This window comes from Mucilaginibacter pocheonensis (assembly GCF_031456535.1).
GTDB lineage: Bacteria > Bacteroidota > Bacteroidia > Sphingobacteriales > Sphingobacteriaceae > Mucilaginibacter > Mucilaginibacter pocheonensis.
Genome location: NZ_JAVDUU010000001.1, coordinates 611225 through 633119 on the forward strand (window position 1 = coordinate 611225; position 21895 = coordinate 633119).

Annotated in this window: 20 protein-coding genes and 4 tRNA genes; 8 read left to right on the forward strand and 16 right to left on the reverse strand. The window is 42.1% G+C overall.

Annotated features, from left to right (window positions below; translation table 11 throughout):
• Nucleotides 1-9: 9 nt before the first annotated feature.
• Nucleotides 10-1812 carry a glycoside hydrolase family 35 protein gene (locus tag J2W55_RS02605; RefSeq protein WP_310091606.1) on the forward strand — a complete coding sequence of 601 codons (1803 nt, stop codon included), beginning with the start codon at nucleotides 10-12 and terminating at the stop codon, nucleotides 1810-1812.
• A gap of 457 nt (nucleotides 1813-2269) precedes the next feature.
• Here J2W55_RS02605 and J2W55_RS02610 read toward each other — a convergent pair whose 3' ends face one another.
• The 4 genes from J2W55_RS02610 to J2W55_RS02625 all read right to left on the reverse strand — a co-directional run bounded on the left by J2W55_RS02610 (nucleotide 2270) and on the right by J2W55_RS02625 (nucleotide 5840).
• Nucleotides 2270-3343, reverse strand: coding sequence for a phosphotransferase enzyme family protein (locus J2W55_RS02610; protein WP_310091608.1), 1074 nt, complete (start codon nucleotides 3341-3343; stop codon nucleotides 2270-2272).
• A gap of 155 nt (nucleotides 3344-3498) precedes the next feature.
• The gene (locus J2W55_RS02615; RefSeq protein ID WP_310091610.1) at nucleotides 3499-4536 is read right to left on the reverse strand and encodes a LacI family DNA-binding transcriptional regulator; all 1038 of its coding nucleotides are present in this window, start codon (nucleotides 4534-4536) and stop codon (nucleotides 3499-3501) included.
• Nucleotides 4537-4836: 300 nt separating this feature from the next.
• Nucleotides 4837-5115 carry a DUF1905 domain-containing protein gene (locus tag J2W55_RS02620; protein ID WP_310091612.1) on the reverse strand — a complete coding sequence of 93 codons (279 nt, stop codon included), beginning with the start codon at nucleotides 5113-5115 and terminating at the stop codon, nucleotides 4837-4839.
• Between the two features lie 116 nt (nucleotides 5116-5231).
• Entirely contained in the window at nucleotides 5232-5840 is a 609-nt protein-coding gene (locus J2W55_RS02625; protein ID WP_310091614.1) for an FMN-dependent NADH-azoreductase, read from the reverse strand.
• Between the two features lie 103 nt (nucleotides 5841-5943).
• On the opposite strand from J2W55_RS02625, the gene J2W55_RS02630 reads away from it, so the two are divergent.
• The 4 genes from J2W55_RS02630 to J2W55_RS02645 all read left to right on the forward strand — a co-directional run bounded on the left by J2W55_RS02630 (nucleotide 5944) and on the right by J2W55_RS02645 (nucleotide 10914).
• Nucleotides 5944-6312, forward strand: a complete 369-nt coding sequence (locus J2W55_RS02630; protein WP_310091616.1) for a winged helix-turn-helix transcriptional regulator — start codon at nucleotides 5944-5946, stop codon at nucleotides 6310-6312.
• Nucleotides 6313-6670: 358 nt separating this feature from the next.
• Nucleotides 6671-7498: a M57 family metalloprotease gene (locus tag J2W55_RS02635; RefSeq protein WP_310091618.1), complete on the forward strand. Its 828-nt coding sequence runs from the start codon at nucleotides 6671-6673 to the stop codon at nucleotides 7496-7498.
• 84 nt (nucleotides 7499-7582) lie between these two features.
• Nucleotides 7583-10381 (forward strand): S8 family peptidase, encoded by a 2799-nt coding sequence (locus J2W55_RS02640; RefSeq protein WP_310091620.1) that lies wholly within the window; start codon nucleotides 7583-7585, stop codon nucleotides 10379-10381.
• Between the two features lie 281 nt (nucleotides 10382-10662).
• Complete coding sequence (locus J2W55_RS02645; RefSeq protein ID WP_310091622.1) at nucleotides 10663-10914, forward strand: VOC family protein; 252 nt, start codon at nucleotides 10663-10665, stop codon at nucleotides 10912-10914.
• A gap of 176 nt (nucleotides 10915-11090) precedes the next feature.
• On the opposite strand, the gene J2W55_RS02650 is transcribed toward J2W55_RS02645, so the two are convergent.
• The 9 genes from J2W55_RS02650 to J2W55_RS02690 all read right to left on the reverse strand — a co-directional run bounded on the left by J2W55_RS02650 (nucleotide 11091) and on the right by J2W55_RS02690 (nucleotide 18580).
• Nucleotides 11091-11175: transfer RNA gene (locus J2W55_RS02650), tRNA-Leu, on the reverse strand.
• A 52-nt stretch (nucleotides 11176-11227) separates the two neighbouring features.
• A tRNA-Gly gene (locus J2W55_RS02655) sits at nucleotides 11228-11300 on the reverse strand.
• 248 nt (nucleotides 11301-11548) lie between these two features.
• Nucleotides 11549-12001 carry an SRPBCC family protein gene (locus J2W55_RS02660; protein ID WP_310091623.1) on the reverse strand — a complete coding sequence of 151 codons (453 nt, stop codon included), beginning with the start codon at nucleotides 11999-12001 and terminating at the stop codon, nucleotides 11549-11551.
• 126 nt (nucleotides 12002-12127) lie between these two features.
• Nucleotides 12128-13150, reverse strand: a complete 1023-nt coding sequence (locus J2W55_RS02665; protein ID WP_310091624.1) for a nitrilase-related carbon-nitrogen hydrolase — start codon at nucleotides 13148-13150, stop codon at nucleotides 12128-12130.
• A gap of 145 nt (nucleotides 13151-13295) precedes the next feature.
• Entirely contained in the window at nucleotides 13296-13706 is a 411-nt protein-coding gene (locus tag J2W55_RS02670; RefSeq protein WP_310091625.1) for a cupin domain-containing protein, read from the reverse strand.
• Nucleotides 13707-13781: 75 nt separating this feature from the next.
• Nucleotides 13782-15080 carry an epoxide hydrolase family protein gene (locus tag J2W55_RS02675; protein WP_310091626.1) on the reverse strand — a complete coding sequence of 433 codons (1299 nt, stop codon included), beginning with the start codon at nucleotides 15078-15080 and terminating at the stop codon, nucleotides 13782-13784.
• A 344-nt stretch (nucleotides 15081-15424) separates the two neighbouring features.
• The gene (locus J2W55_RS02680; RefSeq protein WP_310091627.1) at nucleotides 15425-17245 is read right to left on the reverse strand and encodes a hypothetical protein; all 1821 of its coding nucleotides are present in this window, start codon (nucleotides 17243-17245) and stop codon (nucleotides 15425-15427) included.
• Between the two features lie 12 nt (nucleotides 17246-17257).
• Entirely contained in the window at nucleotides 17258-17956 is a 699-nt protein-coding gene (locus J2W55_RS02685) for a hypothetical protein (protein WP_310091628.1), read from the reverse strand.
• 312 nt (nucleotides 17957-18268) lie between these two features.
• A complete protein-coding gene (locus J2W55_RS02690; RefSeq protein WP_310091630.1) occupies nucleotides 18269-18580 on the reverse strand; it encodes a winged helix-turn-helix transcriptional regulator in 312 nt (103 codons plus the stop codon).
• 149 nt (nucleotides 18581-18729) lie between these two features.
• Here J2W55_RS02690 and J2W55_RS02695 point away from each other — a divergent pair, with 149 nt between their 5' ends.
• From J2W55_RS02695 to J2W55_RS02705, 3 genes are all read left to right on the forward strand, one after another.
• Nucleotides 18730-19482 carry an SDR family NAD(P)-dependent oxidoreductase gene (locus J2W55_RS02695; RefSeq protein ID WP_310091632.1) on the forward strand — a complete coding sequence of 251 codons (753 nt, stop codon included), beginning with the start codon at nucleotides 18730-18732 and terminating at the stop codon, nucleotides 19480-19482.
• 62 nt (nucleotides 19483-19544) lie between these two features.
• Nucleotides 19545-20168, forward strand: coding sequence for an NADPH-dependent F420 reductase (locus J2W55_RS02700; protein ID WP_310091633.1), 624 nt, complete (start codon nucleotides 19545-19547; stop codon nucleotides 20166-20168).
• 32 nt (nucleotides 20169-20200) lie between these two features.
• Nucleotides 20201-20959, forward strand: a complete 759-nt coding sequence (locus tag J2W55_RS02705) for an SDR family NAD(P)-dependent oxidoreductase (RefSeq protein WP_310091635.1) — start codon at nucleotides 20201-20203, stop codon at nucleotides 20957-20959.
• 168 nt (nucleotides 20960-21127) lie between these two features.
• Here J2W55_RS02705 and J2W55_RS02710 read toward each other — a convergent pair.
• The 3 genes from J2W55_RS02710 to J2W55_RS02720 all read right to left on the reverse strand — a co-directional run bounded on the left by J2W55_RS02710 (nucleotide 21128) and on the right by J2W55_RS02720 (nucleotide 21888).
• A tRNA-Leu gene (locus tag J2W55_RS02710) sits at nucleotides 21128-21212 on the reverse strand.
• Between the two features lie 52 nt (nucleotides 21213-21264).
• A tRNA-Gly gene (locus J2W55_RS02715) sits at nucleotides 21265-21337 on the reverse strand.
• 68 nt (nucleotides 21338-21405) lie between these two features.
• On the reverse strand, nucleotides 21406-21888 hold the full coding sequence (locus J2W55_RS02720) for a regulatory protein RecX (RefSeq protein WP_310091637.1): 483 nt from the start codon (nucleotides 21886-21888) through the stop codon (nucleotides 21406-21408).
• Nucleotides 21889-21895 lie beyond the last annotated feature (7 nt).

A 21895-nucleotide genomic window follows, 5' to 3' on the forward strand; every position in this document is an offset into this window, starting at 1 on the left:
TTTTAGTGAATGAAAAAATACCTGTTACCGTTCCTTTTTATTTTGGCTCATCTTACCTGTTTGGCTCAGCAAAAGCATGTTTTCAGTTTTAGTAAGAACGACTTTCTGCTTGATGGGAAACCCTTTCAGATCATCAGCGGCGAAATGCACCCGGCCCGCATCCCCAGGGAATATTGGCGCGACCGTATCCGCATGACCAAGGCCATGGGCTGCAATACCATAGCGGCCTATATATTCTGGAATTATCATGAAGCCGCTCCAGGCGTTTTTGATTTTAAAACTGGTAATCATGATATAGCTGAATTTATAAAGATTTGTAAGGAAGAGGGCATGTGGGTGCTGCTGCGGCCGGGCCCCTATGTTTGTGCCGAGTGGGATTTTGGCGGGTTGCCTTCCTGGCTTTTAAAAATACCCGATATTAAGGTAAGGTGTATGGATACCCGGTATATGGCCGCGGTAAGCCATTACATTACAGCGCTTTCAAAAGAGGTGCGCCCATTGCTTTGTACCAATGGCGGGCCCATCATCATGTCGCAAATTGAAAATGAATACGGCAGCTATGCCAATGACAAAACATACCTGGAAGCTTTGCGGAAACTATGGCTGCAAAACGGCATCGATGTGCCTTTTTATACGGCCGATGGCCCAACACCCTTTATGCTCGAAGCCGGCAATATTGACGGCGCGGCCATTGGGCTCGACAGCGGTACCAGCGATGAGGATTTTAACCAGGCAACAAAACGTAATGCCGGTGTGCCATCCTTTAGCAGCGAAACTTACCCCGGTTGGTTAACACACTGGAACGAGAAATGGGCAAGACCTGATACGGCGGGCCTCAAAAAGGAGATCACCTACCTGCTTGATCACCATAAATCATTTAACCTTTATGTTATACACGGCGGAACAAACTTTGGCTTTACGGCCGGGGCCAACGCTTTTTCGCCCACCCAATACCAGCCCGATCTTACCAGCTATGATTATGACGCGCCCATCAATGAGCAGGGGCAGCCAACGCCAAAATATTATATGCTGCGTAAGCTCATCCGCAAATATGTAAAATATAAAATTCCGGCCGTGCCAAAGGCTGCTGCAGCCATCAGCATACCACCCGTAACCTTAAACGCGCTAACCAGCATATGGCAGCAGTTGCCTGCGCCCGTTGTTTCGCCGCAGCCGCAGCCCATGGAATACTACGGGCAAAACCAGGGATTGATGCTTTACCGCACCAAACTTATTGGTCATAAAAAGGGCACCCTTACCATTACCGAGCCGCATGATTATGCTATGGTATTTGTTGACGGTAAATTTGTGGATACCATTTATCGCGACGGCGGCAAATGGAGCATTAAAATACCCGAGAGCAGCAGTAAGACCCCCACACTGGATATTTTGGTTGAAGGAATGGGCCACATTAACTTTGCCCAGTACATGATTGATCGCAAAGGTATTACCGACCGCGTAACCCTGAACGGCATGACCCTGATGGACTGGCAGATATACCCTTTACCCATGACCGAAGCATTCATCAAAACATTAAACCCCGCAAAGGCAGACGAGAACAGTAAAGGCATGTTCTTTAAAGGAAGTTTTGAGCTGCAAAAAACCGGCGATACCTATTTTGACCTGAGCAATTACAGCAAGGGCATTATTTATGTGAACGGTCATAACCTGGGCCGTTACTGGAATACCGGGCCGCAGCAGCGCCTGTATTGCCCGGCCTCATGGTTAAATAAAGGCGCCAATGAAATTATTGTATTTGATTTTCATCAGCAGGAAGCCAAAACCATCAGCGGCAAAACCACGCTGGAATAGGGTAGCCCTCTTCGCCCTGCTGAGCGCAGACTTTTCTGTTGAAGAAGATGCTTCACTCCGTTCAGCATGACAAGGGGGGAGTTGTAAAAGAAGGGTGATGTAAAAAAGGGATGTAAAACATAAAAGTTTGTCATCCTGAGCGACAGCGAAGGATCTTCTTCGCCCTGCTGGGTGCAGACTTTTCAACGCAAGAAGATGCTTCACTCCGTATTAAAATGCGCGAAACCTACAAAGCTGGTTACCCCGGATTTTGACCGGACGGAAACGAACTCCTGAAGATTTTTCAATTTTTTCGGCTCAAAAAGCTAAAACTTTATAAACCGTAAAAAAAATGCAGAAAAAGTGTTAAAAAGCATCACTTTTGATCGTCTAAATATCATTCCGATCAATCTTTTTATCGCTTTTTAAGCTGTATTACGCTAAAATATAACTTTAAAAAGTCTCTTGAATATCCCGGTTATTTTGGCTGTTTTTGAGCGTTAAATACCACCTGCAAAAATTTATCCTCAACCGCCAGGTATTGATCAAGCAACACAAATTGATTTTGAGCCCTTACCAGGTTATGTCCCGGGTAGCTGGTGCCATAGTAGATATCGTTGTTCAAATAATCGGTCAGGAACCGTATAGCCTGCATATAGATCATTAACTTGCCCGAATACACAAACAGTTCCCGCTCGTTTTCGGTTAGGTTGGCGTTCATTTCAGACAGATAGCCTTCAACTATTGCCGCAAAGAAGTCTTCCCGGATGCTGATCTTTGAAAAATCTTGTTCTTCCTCATTGGCAGGCGACAGGTAAGTACGCATCATATCACCCACGTCGCTAATGAAATATCCAGGCATTACGGTGTCCAAGTCAATGACACACAGCCCTTTATGGTTTTCGTCAAATAAAATATTACTGATCTTGGTATCATGGTGAACTACCCGTAATGGTATCAGGTTATCATTCATAATGGCCTGATGTGTTTCGGCAATATCCTGGTGCCGAAAGGCGTTTTCAATAGCTCCATTTGCCTGGTTTAGCCTTTCGGGGCTCGCTTTTTTAACAACCCGTTTAAATTCTTCAAACCTGGCCGAAAGGTCGTGGAAACCGGCAAGCGTGTAATTTAGTTCAGTTACATCAAAACCTGCCAGTAAATTGGTGAATTTGGCAAACTGACGCGCCGCTTCAAAGGATTCATGGCGTGTTTGAACCGTATTTAAAGTGATTGACCTTTTTACATAGGGTAGTAAGCGATAATACTCTCCGTCGGTATGTTTTACCATATAATCGCCATTGGCAGCCGGCAGCGACGATACAAATAAATAATCGGGGTAACGAGCCGATAGATATTGATCTATTTTGTTGATGTTTTCGGCTATATGCAACGGGTTTTTAAAAACGTTTTTATTGATTTGCTGAAGTATAAATTCATTATTCTTTTCAGGATCAGTTATTTTCCAGGTTCGGTTAATTAATCCTTCTCCAAATTTTTCAATATGGTTTTCCTGAGCAATAAGGTTAAAGGATAGTAGAATATCATCAAACATTTACAAGTTCTTTTTTAGTTTTTTGGATGCTTAAACCAAACCTAATTAATAAAATGGTAAATTTTTTACGCAAACGTTTGCTCGTTTTTTTATTATGACAATCCGTCAAGACTTAACGTTTGAAGGCTGATTTGATGAAAGGATGAAACACGGTCTCAAACGGCGTTCTTTTTTTTATTTTCAACTAATTGTGATTCTACCACAACGTTATAATACGCCTGCACTTCATCAGCCGATTGCGTTTTACGGGATAGCAGGTCCAATAATATGTCGGCCGCTTTTTGCCCCTGCAGATACGGGAATTGTTCAACCGATGCAACCGGCGCGTAATCCATATAATTGATAATGGGCAAATTGGCATAGCTCACAAATTGCAGGTCTTTATCCAGGTCAATTTTAAGGCTGCGCGCATGTTTTATGGCATATAATGAAACATAATCGTTAAAGGTAACGATAGCTGTAGGGCGGCGTTTATGGGCTAACAGGGTGTCAAGGGCTATTTGCGCGCTTTGTTCGGTTAAATTACAGCTCACAATGAGCGATGGATCAAACTTTAAACGGTTCTTGGTCATTGCTTTAATATAGCCCTCTTTGCGTTCGCCGCTTGCCGCCAGGGTAGCAGGCCCGTTGATAAGGCCTATGCTGCGGTGCCCTTTTTTTAATAAATAATTCACCGCTTCAATGCTTCCGGTTTCCATGTTGCAAGCTACGTAATGTATGTTTTTAAGCGGAGGGATACGATCAAAAAATACAACAGGGATATTGAACCGCTTGAGCATATCAAAATGCGTAAAGCCTGATGTTGTTTTTGCCACTGATATAAGTAAACCATCAACGCGCGAGTTTTTCATTTTCTCAACCAATTGGATCTCTTTTTCTTCATCATCATGTGATTGGGCTATCAGCACGGTATAATTCCTTTTATGGGTAGTGTCTTCAATAGCACTGATGGCTGCCGAAAAAAATGCTTCGGACAGTTCGGGGATAATAACACCTATGGTATAAGTTTTACCTTTTTGAAAAGATATAGCATTTTGATTAGGCTCGTAACCCATTTTTTCGGCCAGAGCCTGCACTTTTAGCTGGGTGGTAATACCTATAGTAGGGTGCTTGTGCAAAGCCCTTGAAACTGTTGATACAGAAACATTAAGAATTTTGGCGATTTCTTTAATAGTTGCGGGTTTCTCTGTCATTATCAGCTTTTAGTAATCATTAAAATTAGTAAAAATGAGTATAAAGTGCCAATTTAAACAAGGCAAGTTATTGTAAAGTGAAGCAAAATTGGATAACTATGCTATAAATGACATTGGTATAATTCAACGCAAACGTTTGTTTGTATAAAAGCAGCAATCATATCAAGGGAATGGACTTTCATGCTGATTGAAGTATTGTGTGGGGACTTTCCCTGTAAAAAAATGCAGAGCCCGATATTCTTCATATCGGGCTCTGCGTGGAAAAAAGAAAGTATTTAGTGTGTCAGGAGCTGATCAACCTCAGTCAAATACGCGTTCTTCCAGATTGATGGTTACGCTGTCGCCAACATCTTTTCCTATGATTTTACGTAAGTCGGCTTTTATAGGTAATTTATGAGTGCCATCGCCCAAAGCCATAAACGAGCTTTTGAACGGGTGCCCGTCAACTGTAGCCTTTACCTTTACAAGGCCCCTGGTTCCAAAAAAGGTAACCGAATCGGGCCAGATCAAATAGGTCCAACCGCCTTTGCCCGGGCTTTTGAGCAAAGTAGCTGTAAACTGTTTATTTAGTGTGCTCATATATTTATGATTTAATATAAATTACATTACAAAAATAATGGCACAGTACTGTATTTGCAGAGGGTAAACGCGTCAGTTAGAGGTTGTTTTGCGACATTGTTTAAATAAACATTGCTTTAAAAGGCATATTCATTTACATTATTCAAAGCTTTTGGCAGCGCAGATTCGGCAAATTCAGGGATGATAGTACCTTCCACACGAAAAGTGGTAATATCAGTCATGCCTATAAAGCCAAGAGCTGTTCTTAAATATGGTTCGGTAAAATCATGGCCTTTCATCACTCCATCAGAATAAATGCCGCCTGATGCAATGGCCAGATAAACCTTTTTGTTTGCTACCAGTCCCTCAGGGGCGCCATTGCCGTACTTGAACGTAACACCGGCCCTTACAATATGGTCAATCCAGGCTTTTAATGTTGATGGGATGCCAAAATTGTACAAGGGTACACCAATTACAATGATATCGGCATCTGTGAGTTCTTTAATTGCCTCATCAGAATGTTTGATGGCTTTCTTATGTTCATCTGTGCGCATTTCCTCAGGGGTGTAAAAAGAAGAGAAGTGCGACTCTTCTAAATGCGGAAACGGTGCTTTACTAAGGTCACGGGTATGAACCTGGCTATCGCCATAAATTGATGAGATCTTATCAATAATGGCATTTGATAGTTTAATGCTAAATGATGCATCGCCTTTAACACTGGTAACGATATTCAGAATTTTTTTCATTTTATTTTAATTTGTTTACGGCGCAAACTTAGATATATTTGCTATCCTATTTATAGTACTATCCCAAAGGATAGCGCTATCATTCAGCATAGTAAAGCACAAAATGGACACATGTAAAAAAATCGAACAGGGAATCTTAGATCAGCACGAGTGTAACCATGCGCTTTTAGCCGTAAGAGATGCTTTGGAGGTGTTAAATGGCAAATGGAAATTACCTATACTTATCACCTTATCTGATAATCCGAAACGGTTTAAGCAAATTTCAAAAGAGATAGATGGAATTACCGACAAAATGCTGTCGAAGGAATTGAAAATTTTGGAGGCCAATAAACTTATTGAACGAACAGTTTATGACACTTTTCCGCCAACGGTTGAATATTCAAGAACCAAACATAGCTTATCATTAGCCGATGTTATTTTAGCGCTGAAAGACTGGGGCATGGTACATAGAAAAGAGATTATTGGAAAATAGCGGGCAGCTGCAATAAAGCTAATCCTCCAAAGATCATTGAAACGGCCTTTGAAAACAGGATTTACAACTACACCTGGTAACCTGAACGAAGTGCTGGCCGCTTAATTAGGATAGTAAATTTTTACCGATAAGTTGCACCCAATTGCACGGTGAAGAAAAAAAAGTTATTATAAATAATATTTTTTTCTTCACCGTTGTTTTTATAAAAAACTAAGATTAAATTGGGCTTAATTAAAAATTAAATTTAAACCTTAATCACTGTTGATATAAGCAATAAGTTCTTTATAACAGTTGAATAGAAGCCGGCCGGCAAGTTTAATTTCTAAAAAAAAACTTTTAATCACTAAAAATTTAACACATGAAAAACAACCTATTACTCACCATTGGTTTAAGTGTTACAATTGCATCATTTGTAATCTCTTCTTGTTCTAAAAACAACAACAATCAACCAGTTCAAAAAAGCGATGCTGTTTCTGCGGATGTGCTTAAGAATATCGCCAGCCTTGGCTTTAGTACTGATGACGTTAAAAAAAGGGGCGACGCCTACCTGGTTGAAGGTGATATTCTGCTAACGGCGGCTAATCTTTCAGAAGCAAGTACCAGCCCAAATTTGCGGATTGCCGAAACTGAGCAGTACCGGACTACAAATTTGGTAAAAAATTTACCAAGAACTGTTACCGTTTCTGTTTCAAACTTGCCAACGGTATATGCAACAGCTACAGCCAATGCGGTTGCCCGTTATAACGCTTTAAACCTGACATTGAAATTTCAGGTAGTGAGCAGCGGCGGACAGATCCAGGTTATCGGGTTCAATGAAGGCCCAAGCGGTGGTTACATTACTTTAGGTTCGTCGGGATTTCCTACCTCGGCAGGTGATCCTTACAGCCAGATCCAAATGAATACCAATGAACAGGCTTATGGAACAAACCCGGATGTAAATTACCTTACATCGGTACTACAGCATGAAATGGGACATTGCATTGGTTTCCGTCACACGGATTATATGAACCGCGCATTTAGCTGCGGCGGACGGCATGTAAATGAAGGTTCGGCTGGTATTGGTGCTATCAATATTCCGGGTACTCCAACAAAAGCCGACGCAGGATCATGGATGCTTGCCTGCTCTACCGGCAGTGACCGTACTTTTAATACTAATGATAAAATCGCTTTAGATTATTTGTATTAAGAAACATCTGGTGCATAAATTAGCATCATAAGTTTACTATAAGGGAGGGTATAAAGCTCTCCCTTATTTTTACGGGTTTAAAGCATGATCAAAAAATTACTGTTAGCTGTTCTTCTTATCGTATGCTTTAAATGTTCCTGGTCGCAAAAGGCTATTAGCGATAAAAAGATAACCAGGCTTTATTCTGCGCCTGAAAATATATCATCAACTGATACCGTAAAGTATTATCTTGTAAAATACCTTAAACCATCCGCTACCGGCCTGCAGAGGGCCCGTGTAATAAAACGGGTTTCCTACAGCTTTTATATTGTAGCTTCTGCCTCGTCCATTAAGCCTGGGGGTAATGTCGTGTCTGCAACGCCGGCAAACGCATTATGGAAGGCTGCCGATAACCTGCTCTTACTTTTACAAAAGCACCCCGCCAGCAGCAGGAAAATTGATATTGAGGTAACAGTGAATAACAGCACAGGTATCAATGATCTTAAAAAGTACGGTGTTATAAACAGTATCAGTGGTAACCAGGTTAAGATGACCATCGCGCTGAATCAATTACAGCAGGTGTTGCAGGAACCTTCTGTAATATTTGCGGGCGAAACCCGAAAAGCGCATGAAGAACTGGCTATTAGTGATATTGATCTTGGCGCCAACAGTATCACTGCTGTTCAAAACAATTACCCCGCCATCAACGGGCAGGGGATAAATGTAAGCGTTAAAGAAGACAGATATGATGACGATCTTGATCTGCTTGGCAGATCATTCAATTCATTTCCAAGATCAGGGATAACCAGTGGTCACGCCACTACCATGGCAACGTTGATTGGTGGTAACGGAAACTCATTTGCAAAGGGACTTGGGACTGCCCCAAGGGTATTGTTTACCTCGTCAAATTTCATTAACTTATTTCCTGATAGTTTATCAACCTTTAATTCGTTCCATGTGGGCTTGCAGAATCATTCCTATGGCACAGGGATAGAAAACTACTATGGGCCGGAAGCGGCTGCCTATGATGCACAAGTGGTTGCCGGCGACAGCATTGTACACGTGTTTTCTTCGGGCAATATAGGCACAACAGCACCACAGGCCGGATTATACAATGGTTTAGCCGGGGTGGCTAATCTTTCAGGTGATTTTAAGCAGGCTAAAAATGTTTTGGTAGTGGGGGGAACAGGCAGGGATAACATATCTGAAGATCTAAGTTCTGACGGTCCTGCTTATGACGGTCGGATAAAGCCCGAACTGGTAGCAGACGGTGAAGACGGAACGTCAGGCGCTGCTGCTTTGGTATCAGGTACGGTTGCCTTGCTACAGCAGGTTTATAAATTACAATACGGCAAGTTACCTTCGGCAGCGTTAATAAAAAGTGTGCTTATTAACTCTGCGGAAGATATTGGCAATGTATCGGTAGATTTTAAAACCGGGTATGGCAGGCTAAATGCATTGGGTACGGTGCGCACCATTATGGATAAAAGATTTGCCAAAGGATCGGTTAAACAGGATCAGTTAAATGACCTGGTAGTGAATGTACCGGTTAACTGCAATGAACTTAAAGTAAGCATTGCCTGGAATGATGTACCAGCAGCGGTTAACTCATCGGCCGCTTTGATAAATGACCTGGACCTGTATATATCCACTCCCGATGGCAAAACGGTTTTACCATGGACACTCAGCACATATCCATCCACAGATTCTTTACAACGGGTAGCCCAAAGGCAAAGGGATTCCATAAACAATACGGAACAAGTAACCATTACGGCGCCAGCCGCGGGCAGTTATATATTGCACGTAAAAGGCAGGCGCATCCCTTCGGGCGTACAAGACTTTTACCTGGCATATCAATATACCTTAACAGACCGGTTTGAATGGATCTATCCATCAGGTGCCGATCAGTTTTTTGCCGGCGATGACCATTACCTGCGCTGGCAAAGCTCTTTTAGCGCCCCAGCCGCTACATTAAGCGTAAGTTATGATCACGGATTAAACTGGAAAGCTGTAAATACGGTAACACTCAAAAATAATTTTTATAAATGGCAGGCACCACGCGTTTTCAGCACCGCTATGTTCAGGATGGAAATTAGTGGCAAATCATATCTTACTAAGGAGTTTAATATTTCAACGCCTTTAAATCTGGGCGTAGGGTTCAACTGTTCGGATGGTACTTTGCTGCATTGGAACCCACAGGAAGGAAACACAGGTTATAATATTTATAATATTAAAAATAATGTTTTACAAAAACTGACCTCCACTAATGATACCACCATTATTATCCCGATTGATAAACAATCATCGCCTTATTTTGCCGTAAGCGCTTTGGGTAAAGGCTTTGAGGGACTGAAAAGCTATACAATAAATGCAACTACTCAAGGGGTTGGCTGCTACGTAAAAACGCTGTTGGCCAATGTAGCAGGAAACAATAAAGTAATGCTTGATCTTGAAGTTGGAAGCGCAACCGGTTTAAAAAGTATAACCTGGGAAAAAATGACTGCCGCAAACGTTTTTACTGCAATAGGTACTTCACCCACATCACCTGGCCAACTGAGTTACCAGTTTACGGATGCCGCCCCAAAAAATGTGCAGTATTACCGGGCCGCACTAGTGAAAACAGATGGCGGGATCATATACTCTGATCTTGCCAAAGCCATTCTTTTACAAAGCAAACAATTTGTAGTATATCCTAATCCGGTTAACAGCCAGTTTACGGTATTAAGCGGAGATATTAATGCTTATGAGCTCAAGTTGTACGATAACACCGGCAAACTGATGATGAATAAGCCGCTCAATAATTTACAGAATACCATCCCGATTAGTTTTAACCCCGGAGTTTATGTTTACTCGATAGCTTTAAATGGGAATGTGATTTATAAAGGCAAACTTCTTAAATTGTAAGGGGTTATTATTATCAGTAGACAAAAGGTTAACTGCTGCCAGCCCACAAATAGAGGGCAAGTCTGAATTTTGCTGTTTTAAATATTGAATCCGGAGCCTTCGTATGTGGCAGGCAGAAGCGAGTAATTTTAAATAAGATTATGTATTAGATTTGTATTTATCAAAAAACTATGGAACACAGGGCTAAATCAATCCGGCCATTTATTGGCGCTAAAAACTTCAAGTTGTCCAGTGAGTTTTACCGGGACCTCGGTTTTCAAGAAATCACAATAAGCCATAATATGTCCCTTTTCAAAACGGGTGAGCTGGGATTTTATTTACAGGACGCTTACGTACAGGAATGGGTAGATAATACCATGATCTTTTTAGAAGTTGAAGATGTTGACCGTTACTGGAGAGATCTGCTGGCTTTGAACCTGCCTGCCAAGTATGCAGATTCCAGGTTAACACCAATTAAGGTAAATGATTGGGGTAGGGAGTGCTTTTTGCATGATCCATCAGGGATACTGTGGCATTTCGGAGAATTTGCTTAAAGTAACAAAGCCTGGACACGCGTATCAGGATTTTGTACCCAGATGATCGCTACACCATTTAAACCCGCTGTCCGTAAAGTTTAACGCTGTCCGAAGTCTCTGACTTCGGATACACTATGCTTGTAGTCTTCAGACTACAAAAACAAAAGCCCGATACGGACCTGTATCGGGCTTTGTACTCAGAGCGGGAATCGAACCCGCACTCCGTTTACGGGAACAGGATTTTAAGTCCTGCGTGTCTACCAGTTCCACCATCTGAGCAGGTGTTAACCATTTTAATAATAAAGCCCTTCTTTTTGAAGGAAGGGCTTTGAGCGAAAGACGAGATTCGAACTCGCGACCCCGACCTTGGCAAGGTCGTGCTCTACCAACTGAGCTACTTTCGCGTTTGGAGTGCAAATATAGACAGAAAAGCATATTCTGCAAGTATAAAATAATTGAACAGCCCTTAATTTTTCTGAATGATATTAAAGCTCATACCCCGGCGAATTACAAAGTCCAATTTTTGATAAAGTTTAATAACATAGGCGTTATGGTTTCTCACATGGAAAAAGGCAATTCCTGATGATGCTATGATCTGGCGGATATGGTTTATGATAAGCAGGCTCGGGGTTACCTAAGCTTTAAATATCAGTTACGATTGCTCTTCGCACAATTTCTTTAATATGTTAAGTGTAACGTTCCAATAAAAGTTTACATGCTTATAAATTACCTCATTCGGGAAGTTGCTTAATGTTAACAGGATAGTTGTTTTATTTTCCATTGGCGTTAACACAAAGCAGACTGACGTGTAATTTTTAGGTATATCGGGTAGTTCTGAAAGCGAACTCAAATAATTATAATGAAATACCTTTTCGGGTTCAAATTGCTGGATTATTCCCCGGTTCTCAAAATTTGTCCAATGTAAATTCCCCTTAAAGATTATAGGAGCTCCAACCTGCCAGTCCGAGACCGCGCTAATTTCAGAATCAGACATCCATAGTTTAATTAACTCCGGATTGGTTAGCGCATCCCACACTTCTGAAACCGCGGCATTTATTTCAATCGTTTTGTTTATTTTATTTTTATATGATGGGCTGTCGGTCATGTTTTCCCTGGTTAACTAAATAGCCTGGCCAAAATAAAACTTAAAAACGAAAGGATGGGAACAGGTAGATAAATGATTTTACAATAAGCAAAATGCTGTAGCGCGCTGCAGCATTTTGTTAATTAATCAGGAATTAACAGATGAATGAGCGAAATCCTCCTCGTGCTGTGCTGATGGTTGGCTGGTATGTACGCTCCGTTCATGAACATGTGCGCTGGATGTTCGGTCGATTAAAAGACTCAGTAATTCTGGCCTGCCATAGTGACCGCTGGAATCCATGAGCTGTTTGCGTTTGTTGATCAGCGTAAAATCAAGGTCAGCAATAACAACCCCCTCACCACTCTTAATCGGTTCACCTATTATTGATCCGTCCGGAGCAATGATAGCGGTAAAACATCCGCCTGAAATGGGGCCGATAGGGGCTCCCGTATCTTTCATGATCTGTGCCTGCTGATCGGCATCAAGCCAGGCAGTAGCACATACAACAAAGCAGGCAGATTCAAGTGCATGCTGGCGTACGTTAACCTCTGTTTGCTGGGTAAACAGTTCACCAAAAATAGAACCCGGATACATAGCCGAGTGGATCTGTTCGCCATCGGCCATCATGGCGTATCGCGCAAGCGGGTTGTAATGTTCCCAGCACGCAAGCTGGCCAATACGGCCTACCTTACTGTCAACCGCCCGCAGTCCCGAGCCATCGCCCTGGCCCCAAACCATGCGCTCATGATAGGTGGGCGTTATTTTACGGCGACGCTGAATCAGGGTGCCGTCAGCGTCAAATAGTAATTGGGTATTATATATGGTTCCGCCATCGCGTTCATTAACACCGATAGACACCACAACGCCGGCCGCTTTACACGCTTCACCAATTGCATCGGTAGTGGCCGAAGGTACGGTGACCGCCTGTTCCAGTAATTTCAGATGTTCGCTTCCTGATACTAACTGATAAGGCGTTTGAACGAATGAAAAGTAGGGGTAGTAAGGTATTATGGTTTCGGGGAAGGTAGCAAACTGGACGCCTTGTTTACCCAGTTCATGAATCATGTTCACTACTTTTTGGGTAGTGCCCTCGCGGCTGTAAAGCACCGGGCTTATCTGCACGGCAGCAGCTTTGACTATGTGCGGAAGGCTGTTTTTAGATTTTTCCATTATATTGAAATTTAAATGTTGATAATAAAGTTAATACTATTCAAAGCGGTTTTCGGAGGTAAAATGGCCCAGGTAGACTAAACCGGCCCCGAAGCCGCCAGTTTGAACCTCGGGCAGAAATGGAATGGATAGATGGCGTTGGCTATCATTTAATAATTGTAACAAGGGGTTTCCCTTTTTCAACAATATATGTGGCGAGCTCACTGCCTTTGGTAGTGCCTATATTTTTTACTGAGTGCACTGTTCCGTAAGGAATGAACAAGACATCGCCAGTTTTAAGCGTTACCGGCTGCTTGCCTTCCACACGATACTCCAGTAAACCATCAAGTACATAGATGATCTCTTCACCCGGGTGTTTATGGCTCGGGAAAACTACTCCTTTGTCTATATCTACGCGTATCTGTATCATTTCGCGACCGGGGGTACTGAGGTCATGCCGTTGCAATTCTGTACGTGCGGTTCCGGCTTGTTGTGCCAGGGCTGCTGATGGGATAGATAAAACTGCCAGGGCAATAATGATGATGGCATTTGCGAGTCTGTTTTTGTTCTTTTTCATTACTTTTTGATTTTGATAGTTAAGATTTATTTTAAATATAAGCCACACAATTGCTGTGTGGCCCTTGCATTTGAGTTAACGTAACGGCCTGAACGCTGTGCGTAATTCTTCTGCGAATAATTGCGGTTGTTCCCAGGCGGCAAAATGCCCGCCTTTGTCAACCTCATGAAAATAGGTCAAATTGGGATAGGCGCGACGGGCCCAGGTTTCCGGGGCACGATAAACATCCTCAGGAAATATGGTAATGGCTACAGGCAACAAAATTTCAGTGGTTTTTTGTGCGGTTGCGCTTATAACGCTGCGACCGCCATTCTCCCAATACAGGCGCGCTGCCGATATGGTGGTATTTGTGAGCCAATACAGGGTAAAGTCGTCCAGTACTTCATCTTTTGTTGGATATTTGCTGGCGTCATCACCGTATGTCCACTTTGAAAAACCCGGATGAACAAGCAGCCAGGCTGCCAGGCTCGCCGGTGAATCAGTTAAGCTGTACCCTATAGCCTGTGGCCGAGCAGTCATGATCACATTATATGCGGCGCTTCCTGTTTTTCTGTAAGTGCTTAGCACATTGAATACATCACGCTCTTTTTCAGACAGCCCTGATGGGGCCTGCCCGCCACCAGCAAGCGCCGCGTCTACTTCAGATGGTATGGTTGCGGGTAAATTGAGATGGATGCCAAGCAATCCTGCAGGGGCCTGCCGACCCATAGCCTGGGCAATAACAGCACCCCAGTCACCACCTTGCGATACATAGTGGTTATATCCAAGTCGTTTCATAAGCACATCCCATGCACGGGCAATGTGGTCGGGGCCCCAGCCGGCTTCAAGTGGCCGTCCCGAAAAGCCATATCCTGGCAGGGAAGGGATCACCACATCGAAGGCATCTTCTGCCCGGCCGCCGAACGCTGTAGGATCTGTAAGCGGACCGACGATCTTAAGCAACTCGAACACAGAGCCCGGCCAGCCATGCGAGATGATCAGCGGAAGTGCATTTTTATGAGCAGAACGTACATGGATGAAATGAATGTTCACTCCATCAATAACAGTTGTGAATTGCGGCAGGGCGTTTAGTTTCTCTTCGGCGTTACGCCAGTTATACCCCTTGCCCCAGTAACTTACAAGCGATTGTAATTTTTCAAGCTGAGCGCCTTGGGACCGGTCGGCAACTGTTTCATGATCTGGCCAACGGGTTGCCGCTATCCGGTGTTTAAGATCAGTGAGTTCTTTTTGGGGAATATGCACCCTGAAAGGGTGGATAGCTTCGTTAGCCGGTACCTTATCAGAAGCTCCGGTTTGTGCAAGGGTTAATGTACCCTGCATCAGAAAAACTCCTGCTGTGATAGTACTGATAACAAGTCTTTTAACATTTTTCATTGTCTTAGTTTTAATTGATGTTGTAAAACTACACCGGCAAACCACGGCAATGAAGTATCATGTTGGTTAAGTGGACTAAGTTATCTGTGAAGTAGTCATTCCTGAACCTGAAATAGTCTGGTTAATTGAGATAAATAAGTTGTACTATGTAATTTGTTTAAGCTATACGTGGTTACGCTTCATTTAGCTTATGGCCGGTGTATCACCACACCACCTCCATACTTGCTGGTTTTTTAATTTTCATACAAGCAGCTTAATTGATGGTGTAGTAATAACAGGGACGATAAGCAAAAGAAATCGATACGGACGCGTATTGAGCTTTTAACGAGTTGATATTAGTTCATTTACCAATAATTGCGTATAACCGATTTGCCATTGAAATTTTGATAATTTAGTAGCCCATCTTTATAGAAAAATTTGGTTTCGTCAAATCCATTAAATTGGTATAATCCAAATGACTTTATAGAAAAAGAATTCAAATCGAGCTTGGAGACACCCAGGTATTTTGAAAAATCAGGTAACTTAATATTAGTATAATTGGCTGCTGAAGGCGAAAAAAAAGTAAAGTCAAGAGTTGGATTTAAGTGGTCATTTTGAAATTCAGCGCGGTAATAGTCGAATTTTCCCGACCAGGAGGGAACGAAATTGGTCAGGGATGAACCATTGCTCTTGAATGAAGCGTTAAATGCAGCCGCTTTGTCAGGTATTGTTGTTGAGGTTGTGGCTATATTATATGATAAGTCTCCGATTCGATAGTTCATCAAAACGTCATATTCCGGAAAGGTTTCGGATGGATAATAGATGTCAATTTGATTTGAGCTGGTGTATTTATTTTCTAAAAGATAAAAGTCAACATAATTTACATCACTTTTTGCGTAAACCTGAACCTGTAAGTCATCACCAGGTGCTGTAATCGTTTTTGTTAAATTGGTTTTTGTCAATTGTGAAACATCTACGTTGAAATTAAGTGTTCCTTTTGGTATATTAAAGAAATTATAAGTGTATTTGTTATCCTTGAGCATTCGTACATATAGCTTAGCGTTGTTAGGATATTGAAATTGTTGTAAAGAGAGGCTATCCGCGAGTGAGCTTATAATAATCCCATTTTCGCCTGTACTTAAAGTTAATTGATCAAAACCGTTTGTGTTTATCAAGTGTGGTTTAATTGGAAATGTTTCTTTTCCTGGTAAAAAAGGTAAGTCGGTAGTATATACACTGCCCTTTTTCACTTGAAGAAAACCTAATATTTGCGGTATTACATTTGATTCAAGCGGGACATGGATCTGAAAGAAATTAATGCGGTCCTTCGTATAGGGTTGTGAAGCCGAAATTTTAAAAGTTGAGGTTCCTTTTATATATTTTACTTCGTTCAATATATTCCCACTTTCGTCAGTTACAACAAAGTAGGTGCTACCGCTGACTGATAAATAATTATTGGGGTTTATGTTTAAGGTTATCAACGTATTAGAGTTAACAGCAACCTGATTGTAGACAAACGGTACAAAGGTAATCTGCAGGGATCCATTGTTGATTTGCAATGCCACATTATACTGGGTTAAAGCGGCAATGCTTAAATTTTTAGTGAAAGTTTGATTTGATTTTGAGATAAATGAAATGGAGCCCTTTACGCCCCCTTTAACATATAAATAATAAAAACCGTTTATAAGCCCAAACTTGAATGCCTTGATGTTTGTCTCAGGTTTAAAAATAGGTATGGTATTATCATGAACCAAATTCTGATCTATGGTAATCAGCCCGTCATCGGATGTTACTTTTAATAATAAATCTTGTTTGGTACTGACATTATATGATTTGAGTTGAGCATTAAAACGGATAAAAGTATCAGCAGCACTGTTTAAGTTTTTTGATGAAATGTATATATCGTATGTACCCTTAGCCAGAGACTTGTAATACCCACTTAGATGATTTGATTCGACACTATCCTTGATAGTTGAAGTAGCAGTATTATTTTGTCCCAATAAATCAAACTGTAATAAGGTGTTGCCGATCACATTGTTCCAACTGCTATTACTAAATTTTGGGAAGGAAATTGATTGCACGGAGACACCTGTTGCGTCAGAAACAGTTTTGCCGCTGTTCTCCTTGGTGCATCCGTTAAATATAAATGACGCAGCAACAGCTAAAAAAAGTATATATTTATTCATTCGACAGGGTTATTAAAGAGTAGGTATTAAATGAAATTGACTAGAATGGACTGAAATTCCGGTGGTGTAAAGTATGGCCGACATGTCATACTGATTCATGGCGCTTATAGTGATGTCTTTTAAATATGAGTCGCCGGTAGTTGCTTCTGTAAACCTTATCGTGCCGTTTACTGCATCTTTCACATAAATAAAATAATAACCATTGGCTAAACCAAATTGGTACATGGCATTTGTGCCTGCGGGGGTAAAAGTAGGCCTCTCTAAACTGCTAATTTGGTTTTTACTAATGGTGATAACCCCATCAGAAGACGTAGCTGTTAGATTTATGGACAAATCCTTATTTACCGCTACAGCATTTGCCTGTGCATTAAATCTGATAAAAGTATCAGCAACGGCCATGCTTTTGGTATTTAAGGTAATATTATAATTGCCGGCAGTAAGCCGCTTATTATAAATGGCGATGTTTTTAAGATTTAAACTGTCTTCTGTTACTGATGCAGTTAAAGTATCGCTGTGGAGCGCATAAAATTGTATAATTGCTTCTCCACCCAACACCTGATTCCACGTAGTATTTACACTATTAGCAAAAGGAGGGGTCAATGAAATTTCAAATAAAGTTTTTTTAGTGGAATTTAAAGCCTGGTCTTTTGAGCAACTACTAATAGTATATAAAATAGCTGTCGCACAGATAAAAAGTGTGAATTTTCGCATTTGTGATAAGTATAGGAATTGAAGACGAAGATAAATTAAGTTATTGATTTTATAACTTTTTGTTTTCGTTTAGGCTCGTTATAAGATAAGGGCCTTTTTAAAAGGTCGGCTTGCAGTTCCTTCAATGAGATATATAAAGGATTAAACCAAAATGGCTTTCGGTAATGCTATAAATAATTTGTCAGAACCCCTCGCTTTCCATAGAGTCCAGCATGAGGCGAAGGGTTTAGCGCTGTCCGAATGTCTCCGACTTCGGACGATTATGCGGAAAATCGACAATAAAGTAGTACGGCGCCCAACAAAGAGCGAACATTATTTCCCGACAATTTTCTTTCGGTGTTCTATTCCCCAATCTGTCAGATTGAAAATGATTGTTTTTAGTGTATTACCGTGTTCCGTAAGCTCATACTGCACCGCTATGGGCTGCGTATCTAAAACGGTCCGTTTCACCAATTTATTTATCTCCAATTCCTTTAATTCCTTGCTCAACATTCTGTTGGAAATTCCTTCTACATCATTCAAAATATCGGAAAACCTTCTTGTGTTGTAACAGCAAAGCGATGATATGATGGATATTTTCCATTTACCGTTCAGCACGTCCATTGCATCCTGAATAGCCCTCATTTCTCTCTTATAATCTTTTCTAAAATTTTCTGCCCGACACTCCATAATGTTACTTGGTTACCTCTATGTTACTGTTATTTTTCAGTACAAAGTTACTAAAAATAACTTGAGTGGTCTACCTTTGTCGCTCAATCTTAAAAAAAGAAATAATGAGCAGATTAAAAAATAAAGTAGCAGTTATTACAGGTGGTAATAGTGGCATTGGATTTGGCATTGCCCAAGAATTTAAAAATGAAGGCGCTGCCGGAGTTATTGTCGGCAGAAATCAGGAAACTTTAGATAGTGCTGTGGCACAGCTTGGCGATGAATTTATAGCCATTAATGCCGATGTAACCAACCTTGATCACCTGGAAAGAGTGTTTAAAGAAACTGCTGAAAAATTTGGTAAAATAGATGTGGTTGTAGCCAACGCGGGTGGCGGAACCATAGGAACCGTGGCAACTATTGGCGAAGCCGACTACGACAAGACAATGGATCTAAACCTGAAAAGTGTTTACTTCACTGTTCATAAAGCGCTGCCATATATGAATGATGGTGGTTCTATTATTCTTATCGGGTCAAATGCAGCGCATCGGGCATATGCGTCATTTACGCTATATGGTGCTGCAAAAGCGGCGGTGGTATATTTCGCAAAAGCATTTTCAAGCGACCTTTTAGATAGAAAGATCAGAGCAAATGTGATAACACCAGGTACTACAGATACACCTGCATTTGAAAAGTTTGTTCCCGCAGAGCAAATTGAAGCTGTAAAACAACACTATGCAGGTGTAATGCCAACAGGCAGAATTGGGCAACCATCAGACATTGGTAAAACAGCGGTTTTCCTGGCTTCTGATGATTCTTCGTTTATGCTTGGCGCTGAACTCCTTGTTGATGGCGGTATGACCTATTTGGCTAAGTAATTAACCCCACGCTGGCACGGGTTTATAACTCGTGTAATTAAATAATCAAAATAATTTTCAAAATGAGTAAATCAGAAAACAAAGCACCGAGCTATGCCATTATCGGCTTCGGAAATATCGGCAAGGCCCTGGCCAAAGCGTTTGCCCGTAAGGGGATCAAAGTACTCGTTGCAACTACACGCAACCCGGAAAGCTTTGCATCCGAAGCATCAGCGATTGGGCCAGAGATCATTCCAACAACACTGACGGAAGCCGTTAAGGCAGACGTCATCTTTTTGGCCGTGCGTTTTGAATCGCACCCGGATGTCGCAAAGGCACTGCCCAACTGGCAGGGAAAAACTATCGTCGATGTTACCAATGCCTACGGCGTGCCTCCCGAAAAGCTTGGAGGACAGCCTTCCTCCAGATTCGTCGCGAATACCTTCACCGGCGGAAAACTGGTAAAGGGCTTCAACCATCTTATCGCGGCCATTCTCGGCCAGGATCCGGCCGTACACGGTGGCAAGAGGGTCGTGTTCCTGGCGGGCGATGATGACGGCGCATTAACTGAGATTGGTGGGCTTGCGGAAGATCTTGGTTTCGCCCCAATTAAACTTGGCGGGCTTTCGGAAGGCGGACTGCTGGTGCAGGCACGCGGAAATAGTTGGGGTCAACTGATCTTTAAGGACTTGGTCAAGTTCGATTAATGAATTGTTATCGCAAATTTAAATATTAAATAATGAGTAAATTAAAAAACAAAGTAGCGGTAGTTACCGGTGCTTCAAAAGGAATAGGTGCAGCTATCGCAAAACATTTTGCCGCCGAGGGTGCAAAGGTAGTTGTGAATTATGCCTCAAGTAAAGAAGGCGCAGATAAAGTGGTGAAAGCTATAACCGACAACGGAGGCACAGCCATTTCGGTACAGGCTGATGTATCGAAAGAAGCGGATGTAACCAGGCTGTTTGAAGAAACCCGGAAGGCTTTCGGCACGTTGGATATTCTGGTAAACAACGCGGTTTTTCAACAGTTTTTACCTATTGAACAGGCATCGGTAGAAGCTTTTCATCAGCATTTCAACGTCAATGTATTGGGGGCTATACTTACTATCAGGGCGTCTTTGAAACTGTTTGGCGACAAAGGGGGCAACATCATCAACATCAGCTCGGGTGCAAGCAAATCGCCGATGGCGGGAGTCTCTTTGTACTCCGCAACTAAAGCAGCATTAGATGCCGTAACAATTTCTTTGTCGAAAGAACTGGGTGCAAAAAACGTTCGTATCAATTCTGTTTTGCCGGGCGCTACGGAAACAGAAGGTGCAACCAATGCGGGTGTCACCGCTGGCAGTGAGTATGAAAAAATGTTTGTTGCCAATACACCGCTTGGCCGCAGAGGCCAGCCCGAAGATATCGCCAAAGCCGTAGTATTTCTTGCTTCCGATGATGCAGCCTGGATCACGGGTGAACAAATTTCCGTTTCGGGTGGTATGTACGGTTTCTAAATTCATAAACCCCGTTGTCCGTAAAGTTTAACGCTATCGGAAGTCTCTGACTTCCCGTTGCCAGTAGAGTTTAGCGCTGTCCGAAGTCGGAGACTTCGGACAGCGCTATGCTTGTAGTCTTCAGACTACAAAAAACAAAAGCCCGATACGGACCTGTATCGGGCTTTGTACTCAGAGCGGGAATCGAACCCGCACTCCGTTTACGGGAACAGGATTTTAAGTCCTGCGTGTCTACCAGTTCCACCATCTGAGCAGGTGTTAACTATTTTAACAATAAAGCCCTTCTTTTTGAAGGAAGGGCTTTGAGCGAAAGACGAGATTCGAACTCGCGACCCCGACCTTGGCAAGGTCGTGCTCTACCAACTGAGCTACTTTCGCGTTGGGAGTGCAAATATAGACAGAAAAGCATATTCTGCAAACACAAAAATTATTTTTTTTAAAGTTTTTTATAAGTCGCTGTTTTTCAAAACATCAGCTATCAAATCAGCTTCGTATCCGCGCCCCATCGCGTACTGCTGTAATTTGTACCTACGTTTAACTGCGTTTTTTTCGCTCAATATAGCCGCTTTTTTTTCTAATACCCTGGTCAGGGCCGTTAAATAGTCATCGGCATCAATGGTCAGCAGCGCTTTTTTTATCAGTACATCCGGCATGCGTTTCAGTTTAAGGCCCTGTTTTATTTTGATCCTGCCCCAGGCTTTCTGGCTAAATTTTCCTTTGGCATAAGCCTTTGCAAAACGATCTTCATTTAAAAAGTTGCCTTCAATCAGCTCGCTTATAATTTGTTCAACTGCGGCGGGCCAAAGTCCCCATTCATATAACTTATCGCGCACTTCCTGTTGTGAACGTTCCTGGTAGGCGCAAAAATGTTCGGCCTTTGCCAGTGCCACTTTAACATCGGTTATCCGGGTTGCTTTGGGTTGGTCCATTTACGTC